The following is a 13951-nucleotide window of genomic DNA, read 5'->3' on the forward strand; positions in this document are numbered from 1 at the left end:
GAATTCAGCCGAACAAGCACGGAGCTTATGACCAGCAGCTCGATGACCGGTAATGCCCGACTGGACACCACGATCAGCCCTGCCCGCCTGCGGGTCACCGGGGACTGGACGCTTGCCCATTACGCCGAACTCAAGCACCTGAGCGAAACGCTCCGCGGTCAGTACGACGCCAGCACCACCATCGATCTCAACGGCCTCGGCGCCCTCGATACCGCCGGCGCCTCGCTGCTGGTGGAACTGCTCGGCTCCGAGCGTCTGGGCAAATCCGCCGAACATCCCGACTGCACGATTTCCACGGCCGACCGCGCGTTGCTGCAAACCGTGTATCGCTCGCTGACCGATTTCTGCGTTCCGATCAAGGAACCGGAAATCAGCGTCAGCGTGCAACTGCTGACCCGCATCGGCCGGGCCGTCGACACGGTCTGGCAAGACACCCTGCAATTGCTCGGCTTCGTCGGCCTGATCCTCGAAACCATCGCCCGCAGTCTGTTCCGGCCCAAGCGCTGGCGGATCACGCCGATGATCGCGCACATTGAACAGACCGGCCTCGACGCCGCGCCCATCGTTGCGTTGCTGACCTTTCTGGTGGGCGCCGTGGTGGCGTTTCTCGGGGCGACGGTGCTGGCCAGTTTCGGTGCCAGCGTGTTCACCGTGGATCTGGTGGGTTTTGCCTTCCTGCGGGAATTCGGCGTGTTGCTCACGGCGATCCTGATGGCCGGCCGTACCGCCAGTGCCTTTACCGCGCAGATCGGCTCGATGAAGGCCAACGAAGAAATCGACGCGATCCGCACACTCGGCCTCGACCCCATGGAATTGCTGGTGGTGCCGCGGGTGCTGGCGCTGCTGGTGGCGCTGCCGATGCTGACCTTTCTGGCGATGATCTGCGGGATCGTCGGCGGCGCGGTGGTCTGCGCGGTGTCGCTGGATATTTCGCCGGCGATGTTCCTGTCGCTGCTGCAAAGCGACATAGGGATTCAACATTTCCTGGTTGGCCTGGTCAAAGCTCCGATCTTTGCGTTCCTGATTGCCGCCATCGGCTGTCTGGAAGGCTTCAAGGTCAGTGGCAGCGCCGAATCGGTCGGCGCCCACACCACCTCGAGCGTGGTGCAATCGATCTTCGTGGTGATCGTGCTCGATGCGGTCGCCGCGCTGTTTTTCATGGAGATGGGCTGGTGAGTCGTCTACCCCGCGTGCCGTCCGAGGCGGTGATCGAAGTCCGTGGCCTGTGCAATCGCTTCGGCAGCCAGAGCGTGCACGAGAACCTCGATCTGGACTTGTACAAAGGCGAGATCCTGGCCGTGGTCGGTGGTTCCGGCAGCGGCAAGTCGGTGTTGCTGCGCAGCATCGTCGGCTTGCGCCGGCCCAGCGAAGGCAACGTGAAAGTGTTCGGTCAGAACCTGCCGAGCCTGTCCGAGCATGAGCGCTCGTTGGTCGAACGGCGTTTTGGCGTGCTGTTCCAGAAAGGCGCGCTGTTTTCGTCGCTGACCGTCACCGAGAACGTCGCCCTGCCCCTGATCGAACATGCCGGCCTGAGCCGTGACGACGCCGAGCATCTGGCGGCGGTGAAGCTTGCGCTGGCCGGGCTGCCTCTGTCGGCGGCAGACAAATACCCGGCGTCGCTGTCCGGCGGCATGATCAAGCGGGCGGCGCTGGCCCGGGCGCTGGCACTGGACCCGGATATCCTGTTTCTCGACGAACCCACTGCCGGTCTCGATCCGATTGGTGCGGCGCAGTTCGACCAATTGATCCTGACCCTGCGCGATGCGCTGGGCCTGAGTGTGTTTCTGGTGACCCACGACCTCGACACGCTCTACACCATCACCGACCGGGTGGCAGTGCTGGCGCAGAAGAAAGTGCTGGTGGCCGGGCCCATCGACGTGGTCTCGGAAACCGACGACGCGTGGATTCACGAATATTTCCACGGCCCTCGCGGCCGCTCGGCGCTGGACGCCGCCAAACTGCTCAACGAGGTCTGACATGGAAACCCGAGCCCATCATGTGTTGATCGGCCTGTTCACGGTGATTGTGGTGGCCGGCGCCCTGCTCTTCGGCCTTTGGCTGGCGAAATCCAGCGTCGACACCGAGTTCAAGGATTACGAAATCGTCTTCAACGAGGCGGTCAGCGGCCTGTCCCGGGGCAGCCCGGTGCAGTACAGCGGGATCAAGGTCGGCGACGTGGTCAGCCTGCGGCTCGATCCGCAGGACCCACGCCGGGTGCTGGCGCGGATTCGCCTCGGCGGCGACACGCCGGTCAAGGAGGACACCCTGGCCAAACTGGCCCTGGCCGGGATCACCGGCACTTCGATCATCCAGCTCAGCGGCGGCACGCCGGAAAGTCCGAAACTGCGCGGCCATGACGGCAATTTGCCGACCATCGTCGCCTCGCCCTCGCCTATCTCGCGGCTGCTCAATGACAGCAACGACCTGATGAGCGGGGTCAGTACGCTGCTGAGCAATGCCAATCAGATGTTCTCCTCCGACAACATCGAGCGCGTGAGCAAAACCCTTGAGCACCTGGAGCAGACCACCGGTTCGATCAATGATCAGCGCGGTGACCTGCGCCAGGCCATGCAACAACTGGCGACCGTCGGCAAACAGGCCGGCAGCATGCTCGAGCAGACATCGCTGCTGATGCGCAATGCCAACGGCCTGCTCAACGATCAGGGCAAACAGGCGCTGGGCAGCGCCGAACAAGCGATGAAGTCGCTGGAACAGAGCAGCGCCACCATCAACGGCTTGCTCAGCAAGAACCAGAATTCCCTCGACAGCGGCATGCAGGGCCTCAACGGCCTTGCGCCGGCAGTGCGCGAACTGCGTGAAACCCTGACCTCGCTGCGGGCCATTTCCCAACGTCTGGAGGCCAACCCCAGTGGTTACCTGCTGGGCAGTGACAAGAACAAGGAGTTCACGCCATGAAGCTGACTCGCCTCGCCCTCCTCGCCGGCTTCACGCTGATCGGCGCCTGCTCGATCCTGCCCAAGTCCGAGCCGCTGGACGTCTACCGCTTGCCGGCCGCACAGGCGCCCGCCTCGGCCAGCTCGGCGGCGACTCAGCACTGGTCGCTGCGCCTGAACAAATTGCAGGCCAGCGAGACGCTGAACCGACCGGGCATCGCGGTGATTCCCCAAGGTGACGTGATCAGCAGCTATAAGGCTTCGCGTTGGAGTGATCCGGCACCCGTGCTGGTGCGTAATCGGCTGCTCGATGGTTTCCAGCGTGACGGCCGGGTGTCGCTGTTGAGTACCGATGACAGCAATTTTGCTGCGGATCTTGAGCTGGGCGGCAGCTTGCAGGCGTTTCAGACCGAGTACCAGGGCAATCAGGCCAGCGTCGTCGTGCGGGTGGATGCGTTGCTGGTGCGCGGCTATGACCAGCGCATCCTCGCCAGCCGCCGCTTCGAAGAACGCCAGCCGCTGAATGATGTGAAAGTCCCGGCGGTGGTGGCCGGATTCGGTCAGGCCAGTGATCGGCTGACAGCGAAGGTGGTGGCTTGGGCGGTGGAACAAGGCCAGAAGGTTGCGCCAACCGCCCGGCCTTGAGGATTAGCCGAAGAACCAGTAGCAGACGCCAATAGCGCCGAGCACACCTGCCAGCTCGGCCAGCAATGCGCAACCGACGGCATGCCGGGCGCGCTGGATGCCCACCGCGCCGAAGTACACCGCCAGCACGTAGAACGTGGTCTCTGTGCTGCCCTGGATCGTCGCCGCCACCAGTGCCGGGAAGCTGTCGACGCCGGAGGTTTTCATGGTTTCGATGAGCATTGCCCGGGCGGCGCTGCCGGAGAACGGTTTGACCATCGCGGTCGGCAGCGCGTCGACGAAGCGCGTGTCCCACCCTGCCCACTGCACCAGATGACGAATGCCGTCGAGGCCAAAATCCAATGCGCCTGACGCGCGCAATACGCCGATCGCACAAAGCATCGCCACCAGATACGGCAGCAGGTTCTTGGCGACGTCGAAACCTTCCTTCGCTCCTTCGACGAATGCCTCGTAGACCTTCACCTTGCGCAATGCGCCGATCACCAGGAACAGCATGATCAGGCCGAACAGCGTCAGGTTGCCGAGGATCGACGACAGCCCCGCCAGCGCAGTGGCGGACATCGTCGCGAGCAACGCCATGAAGCCGCCGAGAATCAGCGCGCCGGGGATCAGGTAAGCCAGCACCACCGGGTCCCAGACCCGCAGGCGCTGCATGAACGCCACCGACAGGAAGCCGACGATGGTCGAGCAACTGGTGGCCAGCAGGATCGGCAGGAACACCAGCGTCGGGTCCGGCGCGCCTTGCTGGGCGCGGTACATGAAGATCGTCACCGGCAACAGGGTCAGGGACGACGCGTTGAGCACCAGAAACAGGATCTGCGCGTTGCTGGCGATCGTCGAGCTGGGGTTGAGTTCCTGCAGCGCCTTCATTGCCTTCAGGCCGATCGGCGTGGCGGCGTTGTCCAGGCCCAGGCCGTTGGCGGCGAAGTTCAGGGTAATCAGGCCCAGCGCCGGATGCCCGGCCGGCACCTCCGGCATCAGCCGCAGGAACAGCGGCCCGAGTACCTTGGCCAGCCATTCGACAATCCCGGCTTTCTCGGCAATGCGCAGGAATCCCAGCCACAGGGTCAGGGTGCCGAACAACAGCACCATGACTTCGACCGACAGCTTGGCCATGGCAAAAATACTTTCCACCATCGCCGCGAAGATTCCGGCGTTACCGCCGACCAGCCACTGCACCAGTGCCGACACGGCTGCCACGATGAAGAAGCCAAGCCACAGGCCATTAAGCATCAGTCAAATCCCCCGGAAGATGCGGCGAATGATAGCGGGGTCGCCAGAAACGACAAACCCCGGATTTCTCCGGGGTTTGTCAGGGTGCCTTGCGGGCGGGGATCAGTTTTTCGAAACGTCACCGGCCGGCAGTTTTTCCTTGCTGCGCCAGTGCGGCAGCGAGTTCCAGTAGCGCTGGCCTTTCGCGTCGTCGTACATGCCTTCCCAACGTGCGATGACCAGTACGGCGAGGGCGTTGCCGATGACGTTCAGGGCGGTACGCGCCATGTCCATCACACGGTCGACACCGGCGATGAAGGCCAAGCCTTCCAGCGGAATACCCACGCTGCCCAGAGTGGCCAGCAGTACCACGAAGGACACGCCCGGCACGCCGGCGATACCTTTAGAGGTAACCATCAGGGTCAGGACCAGCAGCAGTTGCTGGCTGATCGACAGGTCGATGCCATACAGCTGAGCAATAAAGATGGCTGCGATGGACTGATACAGGGTCGAACCGTCTAGGTTGAACGAGTAACCGGTCGGCACCACGAAGCTGCAGATGGCTTTCGGTGCGCCGTAGGCTTCCATCTTCTCGATCACGCGTGGCAGCACGGTTTCCGAGGAAGCGGTGGAGTAAGCCAGCACCAGCTCATCCTTGAAGATGCGCATCAGCTTGATCACCGAGAAACCGAACATCTTGGCGATCAGGCCCAGAATCACGAAGGCGAAGAAGGCGATGGCGACGTAAACCAGAATCACCAGTTTGGCCAGCGGCAGCAGCGAAGCGAAACCGAAGTTGGCCACGGTCACCGCGATCAGGGCGAACACACCAATTGGCGCGTAGTTCATGATCATGTGGGTGACTTTGAACATGCTTTCCGAGACACCCTGGAACATCTTCACCAGCGGCTCGCGCAGGTCCGACTGCAGGCTCGACAGACCAAGACCGAACAGCACGGAGAAGAAGATGATCGGCAGCATCTCGCCGCGAGCCATGGCCGCGAAGATGTTCGACGGAATCAGGTTGAGGATGGTCTCGATGAACGCGTGTTCATGCTGTACTTCGGCGGCGGTTGCCTGGTACTTGGAGATGTCCACGGTGCCCAGGGTGCTCATGTCGATACCGGCACCCGGATGGAACAGGTTGGCCAGCAGCAGGCCGACGACAATGGCGATGGTGGTGACGATTTCGAAGTAGATGATGGTTTTCAGGCCGATACGCCCGAGCTTCTTGGCGTCGCCCACGCCGGCGATGCCGACGATAAGGGAAGAAATGACGATCGGGATCACGATCATCTTGATCAGACGGATAAAGATATCGCCTGCCGGTTGCAGGACGTTGCTGATCCACCAGGCCTTTTCGGCACTGAAATGGTTGAGCAACGCACCGATTGCAATCCCCAATACCAGACCGATGAGGATCTGCCAGGCGAGGCTAAGCTTTGCCTTCTTCATATTCTTTACCCTTACTTGCGTTTGACTCAAGGCACATGCAGGAACTGGAACGCTCTTGGCGGAAAAGTCTGTGCATCTGCCTCCGTATAAGGTGCCCCGAAGCGCGTGTTTACGGCTCTCCGGCAGGCGAAAAAAGGCGCAACTATTCCGATGCGGGGTTGCGCCGTCTAATGCCGTAAACGCCTACCCTATGCCGAATCGGCATGAGCTTTTTTAAATGAAACTGGCGTCCCAACCGGTTCGAATACGACATTTCGGCAGGCATAAGTGCCGTGAACCGGCCATTACAGCGTAGATTGGTTATTTTTTGAACGAGTGATTTCGACGAAAATTTTCGGAAAAAGCCTACGTTTGGAATCTAAAACGCCGACTGGCTTTATCGACTCTTTCTCGATATACGGTCGCGAGGAAACACTGCGAAACGCTTTTCGCGCGCAGTGTGATCGATAAAAAGACGAGCAGAACGCTCTGGATCAATGTTTTGTCACTTTGAAAGCTCAGCGCAAGTCCGTCGAACCGCTCCGGGTTGGCGAACTTGCGTCGCAGCTTTTACCCTGACCCGGCCCTCATCGCAGGCACTCCCTGTACCCGTAGGTCACTCCGACCCTGCAACAGTCAGAACGTCCCGGCCCCCTGGTCATGCACCGGCCTTCCTCGGGCAGGCGCAATGGAAGGCAGTTATCGAGTGCCTTCATGTTCAATACCAGTTCGGATCTTTCTTCAGCGTTTCCATCAACAGATCCTGCATGCCCTGATCGGGTTTGCCGAGGAAGCGGTAGGTGGCATGTCGCGTGGGCGACTTGTCGGCCGGCAATCCTTCGGGCACATCGACCAGCATGGCGTAAGCGTGTTTCTTGTCGAAGCTGAATGCGACGATCAAGCGATGGTTGAGGCATTTGTCCTGCGATTCGCAGAGCGGCCCGACCAGATACTTGTCGCCGTCTTCAGTGATGGCATTCATCTGTTGGTCTGGCGTACCGGAGAGGTTCATCACCCATTCCGGCAAGCGTTCTTCCTTCTTCACCACGCCTTCCCAGGTTTCCCTGTAGTGCGGGTCCGAACTCAAAAGCTCATTGACCCGCGTCTGGCCATCATTGGCCGCCATCGCCACGGCACTACCGCCCAGAAGCAGGGCGGCTGCCAGTGTCTTTAAAGCACTCATGGTCAACCTCGGCCGCGACGGCCAAAGAAGAACGAGGCGATGAACATCACCAGGAACACGACAAAGAGAATTTTGGCGATACCCGTGGCGGTGCCCGCGATACCACCGAAGCCCAGTACTGCAGCGATGATGGCAATGATCAGGAATGTGATTGCCCAGCTCAACATGGTGATTCTCCTTGTTTCTATTTAGGGGTGTTGCCGGTCTCGGCGCAACGGCGCCCAGATTCGTTGATTAGAAAACCCAGCGTTCTTCGCGTGGCATGTCGCCCAGCGGCTGCGGCTGGTCGACGTCCATCATGCGCATCGCACCGTTGTCGGACTGGCTGCTGCTGACGGCGCTGAAGTGCGTTTGCGTCGCGTGCTGCATGGAGATCAGGGGCTCAGGTTGCTGACTCTGTTCCCAGCGCAGGTACTGCTGGCAGGCGATCAGGGTAATCAGCAGCGCAAGTGCGCCAAACAGAGCCTGCTGCAGATGCAGCGGCGAGATACGCATTTGGGCGGCACGTTGGCGAGTCATCCTGGGTTCCTCACTCTTATTCGGTTAGGGCAGTGCATATCTGCCCGGGCTGAGAGAGGTATTGCAGCCTGCATGCCAGCTTTTTTGTTTTAAAAAAACTAATAAAATCAGATAGTTATAAACATAATGAGAAATCATGACGACGCATCCTGCACGATGGCTCATCCACGGTCGTGCGAATTGCACGAATGCTTCGTAGGAGAAATCATTCTTTTTGAATTGAGAGCAGGGTGCGGATGTCAGAAAAGAAAGCAGGCAAATGCCTGAAAAACGCCGGTTGTTTAAAAAATCAACAAATTCAGTGAATTAGCCGTGAGGGCAGGAGAGAGCTACCCTGCTATGACTGGAATCGATCAGAATCAACCATGCAACTTGCCCGATTTTTCCGGGACTAACCCAAGACATTCACTTATGGAGCGTAGGAAAAATGGAATCAGCCACTGAGCACCAAGGCCGCATTCTGCTGGTGGACGATGAATCCGCCATCCTGCGAACCTTCCGTTATTGCCTCGAAGACGAAGGTTATTCGGTCGCCACCGCCAACAGCGCAGCCCAGGCTGATGCGCTGCTGCAGCGTCAGGTGTTTGATCTGTGCTTCCTCGATCTGCGCCTCGGCGAAGACAACGGCCTCGACGTGCTGGCGCAAATGCGTATTCAGGCGCCGTGGATGCGGGTGGTGATCGTCACCGCGCATTCGGCTGTCGATACGGCGGTGGACGCGATTCAGGCCGGTGCTGCCGATTATCTGGTCAAACCATGCAGCCCTGACCAGTTGCGTCTGGCCACCGCCAAGCAGCTCGAAGTCCGCCAGCTCTCGGCGCGTCTGGAAGCCCTTGAAGGCGAGATCCGCAAACCCAAGGATGGTCTCGATTCCCACAGCCCGGCGATGAAAGTCGTACTGGAAACCGCGCGGCAGGTGGCGAGCACCGACGCCAATATCCTGATCCTCGGCGAGTCCGGCACCGGTAAAGGTGAGCTGGCCCGGGCGATTCACGGCTGGAGCAAGCGCGAGAAGAAATCCTGCGTCACCATCAATTGCCCGTCGCTGACCGCCGAACTGATGGAAAGCGAGCTGTTCGGTCACAGTCGCGGCGCGTTCACCGGGGCCAGCGAAAGCACGCTGGGTCGGGTCAATCAGGCGGATGGCGGCACGCTGTTTCTCGACGAGATCGGCGACTTTCCTCTGACGTTGCAACCCAAGTTGCTGCGTTTTATCCAGGACAAGGAATACGAGCGGGTAGGGGATCCGGTTACTCGCCGCGCCGATGTGCGCATCCTCGCAGCCACCAACCTCAATCTAGAGGACATGGTGCGCGACGGGCGATTCCGCGAAGACCTGCTGTATCGTCTGAACGTCATCACCCTGCATTTGCCACCGTTGCGTGAGCGGGCCGAAGACATCCTGACCCTGGCCGACCGCTTCCTCGCCCGTTTCGTGAAGGAATACGCGCGCCCGGCCCGTGGCTTCAGTGACGAGGCCCGGGAAGCACTGTTGGGTTACCGCTGGCCCGGCAACATCCGCGAGCTGCGCAACGTGGTCGAGCGTGCGAGCATCATTTGCCCGCAGGAACGCGTGGAAATCAGCCACCTCGGTATGGCTGAACAGCCGGCCAACAATGCCCCGCGGGTTGGCGCGGCCTTGAGCCTCGACGAGCTCGAGAAGGCTCATATCGGCGCAGTGCTGGCGACCGCCGGCACCCTCGACCAGGCTGCCAAGACCCTCGGGATCGATGCCTCGACCCTGTATCGCAAGCGCAAGCAGTACAACCTGTGAGCGTGCGCCGATGAAACTGGCGATGAAGTTGCGGACCCGCTTGTTCCTGAGCATTTCCGCGCTGATCACCGTGGCCTTGCTCGGGCTGATGCTCGGGCTGGTCAGCGTGATGCAGATGGCCGGTAATCAGGAGGCGCTGATTCGCAACAACTTCGTCACCCTCGACCTGGGCCTCAAGCTGCGCCAGACCCTGGGCGATCAACTGATCATGATGCTTGCCGAGAAGCCCGATCCGGTGGCCTTCGAAGCATCGAAACAGCATTACTTCGAACTGCTCGACGAGGGCATCGCCCAGGAACAGAAGGACGACGGACGCCAGTACGGGTTCAGTCAGGCCAAAGCGGATTATCTGAAATTCCTCCAGGCGTTCGATGTGTCCCGCGACCCGGCGGCGGCCCTGAGCGGCAGCGGCGATCTGCGTGAACGCTTCAACACCCTGCGCAACGGCTTGATCGCCGAGCACAAGCACGCACTGGATAACATCAACTCCGTACAACACGCCGCCCGCGACCGGGCCCTGCTGATTGCCGGCCTGTTAGGGCTGGTGGGGCTGGCGGTGTTGATCATCGGCTTCATCACCGCTCAAGGAATTGCCCGCCGGTTCGGTGCACCGATCGAGGCGCTGGCGAAAGCGGCGGACAACATCGGCCAGGGCAATTTCGAAGTGACTCTGCCGGTGTCCTCGGCCATGGAAATCAACCTGTTGACCCGGCGTTTCGGGCTGATGGCCGAAGCGCTGCGCGAGCATCAGGCGACCAATGTCGATGAACTACTGGCCGGGCAGCAGCGGTTGCAGGCCGTGCTCGACAGTATCGATGACGGCTTGCTGATGATCGACCGCCAGGGGCATCTGGAGCACTTGAACCCGGTGGCCCAGCGGCAATTGGGCTGGGACAGCGACCGTTTCGGCGAAGGCCTGGGCACGGCGCTCCAGCGCCCGGAGCTGGATGCACAACTGCAACTGGTGCTGCGCGGTGGCTCCCTTGAGCGCGCGCCTGAAGACCTGAGCATCGAAGTCGATGGCGAGTCGCGACTACTGACCTACAGCCTGACGCCAGTCAGCCACACCCAGGGGCATATCCTCGGTGCGGTGATGGTGTTGCACGACGTCACCGAACAGCGTGCCTTTGAACGGGTGCGCAGCGAATTCGTGTTGCGCGCGTCCCACGAATTGCGCACACCGGTGACTGGCATGCACATGGCATTCGGGTTGTTTCGCGAGCGGGCGAAGTTTCCGGCCGAATCCCGCGAATCGGACCTGCTCGACACGGTCAATGAAGAAATGCAGCGCTTGATGCAGTTGATCAACGACTTGCTGAATTTCTCGCGATATCAAAGCGGTTTGCAGAAACTCACGCTGGCGCCGTGCTCCATCGAGGATTTGCTGGCTCAGGCGCAATCACGTTTTGCCGAGACGGCGGCGCAGAAGGGCGTTGCATTGAACGTCGAGGTACAGAGCCCCTTGCCACGCTTGCAGGCCGATCAGGCGCAACTGGATCGGGTCCTGGACAACCTGATCGACAACGCCTTGCGTCACACCGCCCGCGACGGCCTGATCCGTTTGCAGGCGCGCCGCCACGGCGAGCGGGTGATCATCAGCGTCGAGGACAATGGCGAAGGCATCGCCTACGGTCAGCAAGGGCGGATCTTCGAACCGTTCGTTCAGGTCGGACGTAAAAAGGGCGGGGCCGGGCTCGGGCTGGCGCTGTGCAAGGAAATCGTCCAGTTGCACGGCGGGCGGATGGGGGTCTATTCGCGGCCGGGGCAGGGCACGCAGTTCTACATGGCGCTGGCGGTCTAGGCTTCGTCGTCCATCCGCCGGCCGGCGAGCCGCCGCCCTCGGGTGATCAACTCGATGAATTGCACGGCGCTCAAGGCATGGGCGAACAACCAGCCCTGACCGAACTTCACGCCTTCGCTGCTGAGTAGCGCCGCCTGGGATTCATATTCGATGCCTTCGGCGATTACTTTCAGATCCAGTGCCTGGGCCATGTGAATGATGTGCGGTGCCACGCCGCTGCTGGCGGCGTCATGGCCGAGCGCATCGATGAACGCCTTGTCGATTTTCAGGCAATCCACCGGCAGGGTCTGCAGGTAGGCGAGGCTGCAATAGCCGGTGCCGAAATCGTCGATCAGCACTTGATGACCGACATCGCGCAGCGCTTGCAGGTTTTCCCGCGCCACCACCACATCGATCAGGCCGCGCTCGGTCACTTCGAACGCAATCTGCCGTGCCGCCACCCGATGCAGGGTCAGCAGCCGTGCCATGACCTGGCCGATGCGCGGCACCATCACGTCACAGGCCGCCAGGTTCACCGAGATGTACAACTGCGGGTTGGCCCGCAGCAATTGACCCAGTTGCTCCAGCAGGCGCTGGAGGACGAAATCGGTCATCTGGCGGATCTGTCCGGTGTTTTCCGCCATCGGGATAAACAGGTCGGGGCTGGTCAGCGTGCCGTCCGGCCGGCGCCAGCGCAGCAGGGCTTCGGCGCCGACGCAGTTGCGGCTGTCGAGGTCGAAGATCGGTTGATACAGCACCTGCAACTCGCCCCGGCGGATCGCGCCGTGCAGCTCGGCATCCAGAGACTGACGCTGACGCACGATCCAGAACACCAGCACACCCACCAGCGCTCCGAGCACCAGACAGAACGGCACCATCCACCACCACAGCTCCGGAATGTGCATGCCTGTGCGCGGACTGATCAGTACCAACTGATATTCCGGGTTGTCGGTGGGCATGCGATAGATGAGATGTGTCTGGGTAACCTGCAACGCGTCGGTGGACTTCGGTGGCCACGGTTCAGTGGGCGGCCAGGCCTGTGGCACGCCAAGCACCGGAATCGCCCGGGTTCCGTGATCCAGCACCACCAGCAGGCTGCTGCCGGGGGACAGGTCGACCATGTCGGTCAGATGCCCGCGGGAAGTAGCTACGCGAAAGTTGCCGCGCCCGAGCATCAGCGCCGCGCGGTTTTCATCGGGTTCGGTGGTGGTATTCAACCAGTAGCTGTAGGTCGGGCCCTTGATGTCCGGCGGGCGGACGACTGACAGGCCTTCCTGGCGCGGGCGGTTGGAACAGATGCGCGAGGCATCCATGTAGGCGGCTTCATAGACGAAGCGATAGTTGAAGGTCACTTGCTGCAGCGTGGCGATCATTTCGTCATCGCAACTGCGAAGGGGCTGGGCCTCGAGGTCGTCGAGGCTTTCACGCAACTGGCCGAACAATTGCTCGAGGCGGGCTAGGAAACGCTCGCCTTGGGCGTTCATTTCCTGGCTTTCGTTTTGTTCGACCTGATGCATGGCGACGAACAATCCGCCGGTAATCAGCAGGCCTGCACTGAGGACAGCCGCCAGCATCGCCAGAAACCAGGGGCGATAGAACCAGCTACGCAGCGTCTCTCGGGTAGCAACCATCATGGATATCCGAAGAGTTACCAATGAGTTATAGCTGCTGATTGCACTTTTGCCCTGACCGTCGGGCGGGCGTCATTATTTTGTCTGGTTCAGCACCAGCAGCAACGCTGCCGTTTGCGCATCCGGAGTACCGTCGAAGCGGGAAGGGCGGAAGTGCATCTGGAAGGCTGCGAGGACATGGCGGGTCGCCACGTCCAGCTCGCCGTTCTGCGGCGTTGCGTAGCCCAGGCGCGCCAGTTGGGTCTGGAACCAGCTGATGCTCGGTAACTCCACCTCGAACCGCACTTGCTGACGGGCTACTGCCTGTTCGTCAGGCCACAAGCCAAGGCCTTTGGCAGCCAGGCGCTTCCACGGGAACAATGGGCCCGGATCAAGCTTGCGCAACGGTGCGATATCGCTGTGTCCGATGATGTGGTCCGGGCTGATGCCGTTGCGTTTGCTGATGTCCTTGAGCAGGACGATCAGCGACTGAACCTGGGCTTCACTGTATGGATACCACACGCGCCCGGTCGGAGTGTCCTTGAAGCCAGGGTTGACGATTTCGATGCCGATCGAGCTTGAGTTGAGCCAGGTACGACCCTGCCATTCGCTTTCGCCGGCATGCCAGGCGCGCAGGTTTTCGTCCATCAACTTGTAGATTGTGCCGTTCTTGTCGTCGCCGATCAGGTAGTGGCTGCTGACTTCACCGTGGGTCAGCAGTTGCAGCGAACGCTCGAGGGAGGCGGAGGTGTAATGCACGATCACGAATTGCGCGCGGCTGTCGTGATTGGCAGAAGGATGGCTGGTGTCATAGCGCGGGCCGCTGGCACAACCGGCCAGAATGAGCAGCGACGTGATGAGGGCAAGGAATTTCATGGCAGTACACGTAAGTCAGTAATG

At 60.9% G+C, this 13951-nt stretch carries 13 protein-coding genes; 6 read left to right on the forward strand and 7 right to left on the reverse strand.

The genetic code is table 11. The features are described 5' to 3' along the window. Positions 1 to 27: 27 nt before the first annotated feature. From CAF87_RS27480 to CAF87_RS27495, 4 genes are read left to right on the forward strand one after another with little or no spacing between them, the layout of a single operon-like run. Positions 28 to 1176 (forward strand): ABC transporter permease, encoded by a 1149-nt coding sequence (locus CAF87_RS27480; protein ID WP_085733870.1) that lies wholly within the window; start codon positions 28 to 30, stop codon positions 1174 to 1176. Beyond that, positions 1173 to 1976 (forward strand): ABC transporter ATP-binding protein, encoded by an 804-nt coding sequence (locus tag CAF87_RS27485; RefSeq protein ID WP_085733869.1) that lies wholly within the window; start codon positions 1173 to 1175, stop codon positions 1974 to 1976. Before CAF87_RS27480 ends, CAF87_RS27485 begins: the two co-directional genes overlap by 4 nt. 1 nt (position 1977) lies before the next feature. Then, positions 1978 to 2916 carry an MlaD family protein gene (locus CAF87_RS27490; protein WP_085733868.1) on the forward strand — a complete coding sequence of 313 codons (939 nt, stop codon included), beginning with the start codon at positions 1978 to 1980 and terminating at the stop codon, positions 2914 to 2916. Beyond that, positions 2913 to 3539 (forward strand): ABC-type transport auxiliary lipoprotein family protein, encoded by a 627-nt coding sequence (locus tag CAF87_RS27495; protein ID WP_085733867.1) that lies wholly within the window; start codon positions 2913 to 2915, stop codon positions 3537 to 3539. Before CAF87_RS27490 ends, CAF87_RS27495 begins: the two co-directional genes overlap by 4 nt. A gap of 3 nt (positions 3540 to 3542) precedes the next feature. Here CAF87_RS27495 and CAF87_RS27500 read toward each other — a convergent pair whose 3' ends face one another. The 5 genes from CAF87_RS27500 to CAF87_RS27525 all read right to left on the reverse strand — a co-directional run bounded on the left by CAF87_RS27500 (position 3543) and on the right by CAF87_RS27525 (position 7887). Next, positions 3543 to 4772: a nucleoside recognition domain-containing protein gene (locus CAF87_RS27500; RefSeq protein ID WP_085713054.1), complete on the reverse strand. Its 1230-nt coding sequence runs from the start codon at positions 4770 to 4772 to the stop codon at positions 3543 to 3545. A gap of 102 nt (positions 4773 to 4874) precedes the next feature. Next, positions 4875 to 6206, reverse strand: a complete 1332-nt coding sequence (gene gltP, locus CAF87_RS27505) for a glutamate/aspartate:proton symporter GltP (protein WP_011331769.1) — start codon at positions 6204 to 6206, stop codon at positions 4875 to 4877. A gap of 697 nt (positions 6207 to 6903) precedes the next feature. Further along, positions 6904 to 7368: an inhibitor of vertebrate lysozyme family protein gene (locus tag CAF87_RS27515; protein WP_085733866.1), complete on the reverse strand. Its 465-nt coding sequence runs from the start codon at positions 7366 to 7368 to the stop codon at positions 6904 to 6906. Positions 7369 to 7370: 2 nt separating this feature from the next. After that, positions 7371 to 7535, reverse strand: coding sequence for a DUF1328 domain-containing protein (locus CAF87_RS27520; protein ID WP_003177151.1), 165 nt, complete (start codon positions 7533 to 7535; stop codon positions 7371 to 7373). Between the two features lie 67 nt (positions 7536 to 7602). Continuing rightward, positions 7603 to 7887, reverse strand: a complete 285-nt coding sequence (locus CAF87_RS27525) for a hypothetical protein (RefSeq protein WP_085733865.1) — start codon at positions 7885 to 7887, stop codon at positions 7603 to 7605. A 427-nt stretch (positions 7888 to 8314) separates the two neighbouring features. Between CAF87_RS27525 and algB the strand changes: the two genes are divergently transcribed. Both algB and CAF87_RS27535 read left to right on the forward strand, forming a co-directional pair. Continuing rightward, positions 8315 to 9661 (forward strand): sigma-54-dependent response regulator transcription factor AlgB, encoded by a 1347-nt coding sequence (algB, locus tag CAF87_RS27530; protein ID WP_085733864.1) that lies wholly within the window; start codon positions 8315 to 8317, stop codon positions 9659 to 9661. 10 nt (positions 9662 to 9671) lie between these two features. Continuing rightward, complete coding sequence (locus tag CAF87_RS27535) at positions 9672 to 11462, forward strand: KinB sensor domain-containing domain (RefSeq protein ID WP_085733863.1); 1791 nt, start codon at positions 9672 to 9674, stop codon at positions 11460 to 11462. On the opposite strand, the gene CAF87_RS27540 is transcribed toward CAF87_RS27535, so the two are convergent. After that, positions 11459 to 13075 (reverse strand): EAL domain-containing protein, encoded by a 1617-nt coding sequence (locus tag CAF87_RS27540; RefSeq protein WP_085733862.1) that lies wholly within the window; start codon positions 13073 to 13075, stop codon positions 11459 to 11461. The two genes, CAF87_RS27535 and CAF87_RS27540, sit on opposite strands and share 4 nt — an antisense overlap. A gap of 72 nt (positions 13076 to 13147) precedes the next feature. Beyond that, positions 13148 to 13927 carry an N-acetylmuramoyl-L-alanine amidase gene (locus tag CAF87_RS27545; RefSeq protein WP_085733861.1) on the reverse strand — a complete coding sequence of 260 codons (780 nt, stop codon included), beginning with the start codon at positions 13925 to 13927 and terminating at the stop codon, positions 13148 to 13150. Between the last annotated feature and the right edge of the window lie 24 nt (positions 13928 to 13951).

Origin of the sequence: Pseudomonas sp. R38(2017) (assembly GCF_002112395.1) — a bacterium.
In the GTDB taxonomy this organism is placed as follows: Bacteria; Pseudomonadota; Gammaproteobacteria; order Pseudomonadales; family Pseudomonadaceae; genus Aquipseudomonas.

Bases quoted from the DNA above. Each gene is read 5' to 3' on its own strand.
- CAF87_RS27480 (WP_085733870.1), top strand. From the start codon at position 28: ATGACCAGCAGCTCGATGACCGGTAATGCCCGACTGGACACCACGATC.
- CAF87_RS27490 (WP_085733868.1), top strand. From the start codon at position 1,978: ATGGAAACCCGAGCCCATCATGTGTTGATCGGCCTGTTCACGGTGATT.
- CAF87_RS27495 (WP_085733867.1), top strand. From the start codon at position 2,913: ATGAAGCTGACTCGCCTCGCCCTCCTCGCCGGCTTCACGCTGATCGGC.
- CAF87_RS27500 (WP_085713054.1), bottom strand. From the start codon at position 4,772: ATGCTTAATGGCCTGTGGCTTGGCTTCTTCATCGTGGCAGCCGTGTCG.
- gltP (WP_011331769.1), bottom strand. From the start codon at position 6,206: ATGAAGAAGGCAAAGCTTAGCCTCGCCTGGCAGATCCTCATCGGTCTG.
- CAF87_RS27515 (WP_085733866.1), bottom strand. From the start codon at position 7,368: ATGAGTGCTTTAAAGACACTGGCAGCCGCCCTGCTTCTGGGCGGTAGT.
- CAF87_RS27520 (WP_003177151.1), bottom strand. From the start codon at position 7,535: ATGTTGAGCTGGGCAATCACATTCCTGATCATTGCCATCATCGCTGCA.
- CAF87_RS27525 (WP_085733865.1), bottom strand. From the start codon at position 7,887: ATGACTCGCCAACGTGCCGCCCAAATGCGTATCTCGCCGCTGCATCTG.
- algB (WP_085733864.1), top strand. From the start codon at position 8,315: ATGGAATCAGCCACTGAGCACCAAGGCCGCATTCTGCTGGTGGACGAT.
- CAF87_RS27535 (WP_085733863.1), top strand. From the start codon at position 9,672: ATGAAACTGGCGATGAAGTTGCGGACCCGCTTGTTCCTGAGCATTTCC.
- CAF87_RS27540 (WP_085733862.1), bottom strand. From the start codon at position 13,075: ATGATGGTTGCTACCCGAGAGACGCTGCGTAGCTGGTTCTATCGCCCC.
- CAF87_RS27545 (WP_085733861.1), bottom strand. From the start codon at position 13,927: ATGAAATTCCTTGCCCTCATCACGTCGCTGCTCATTCTGGCCGGTTGT.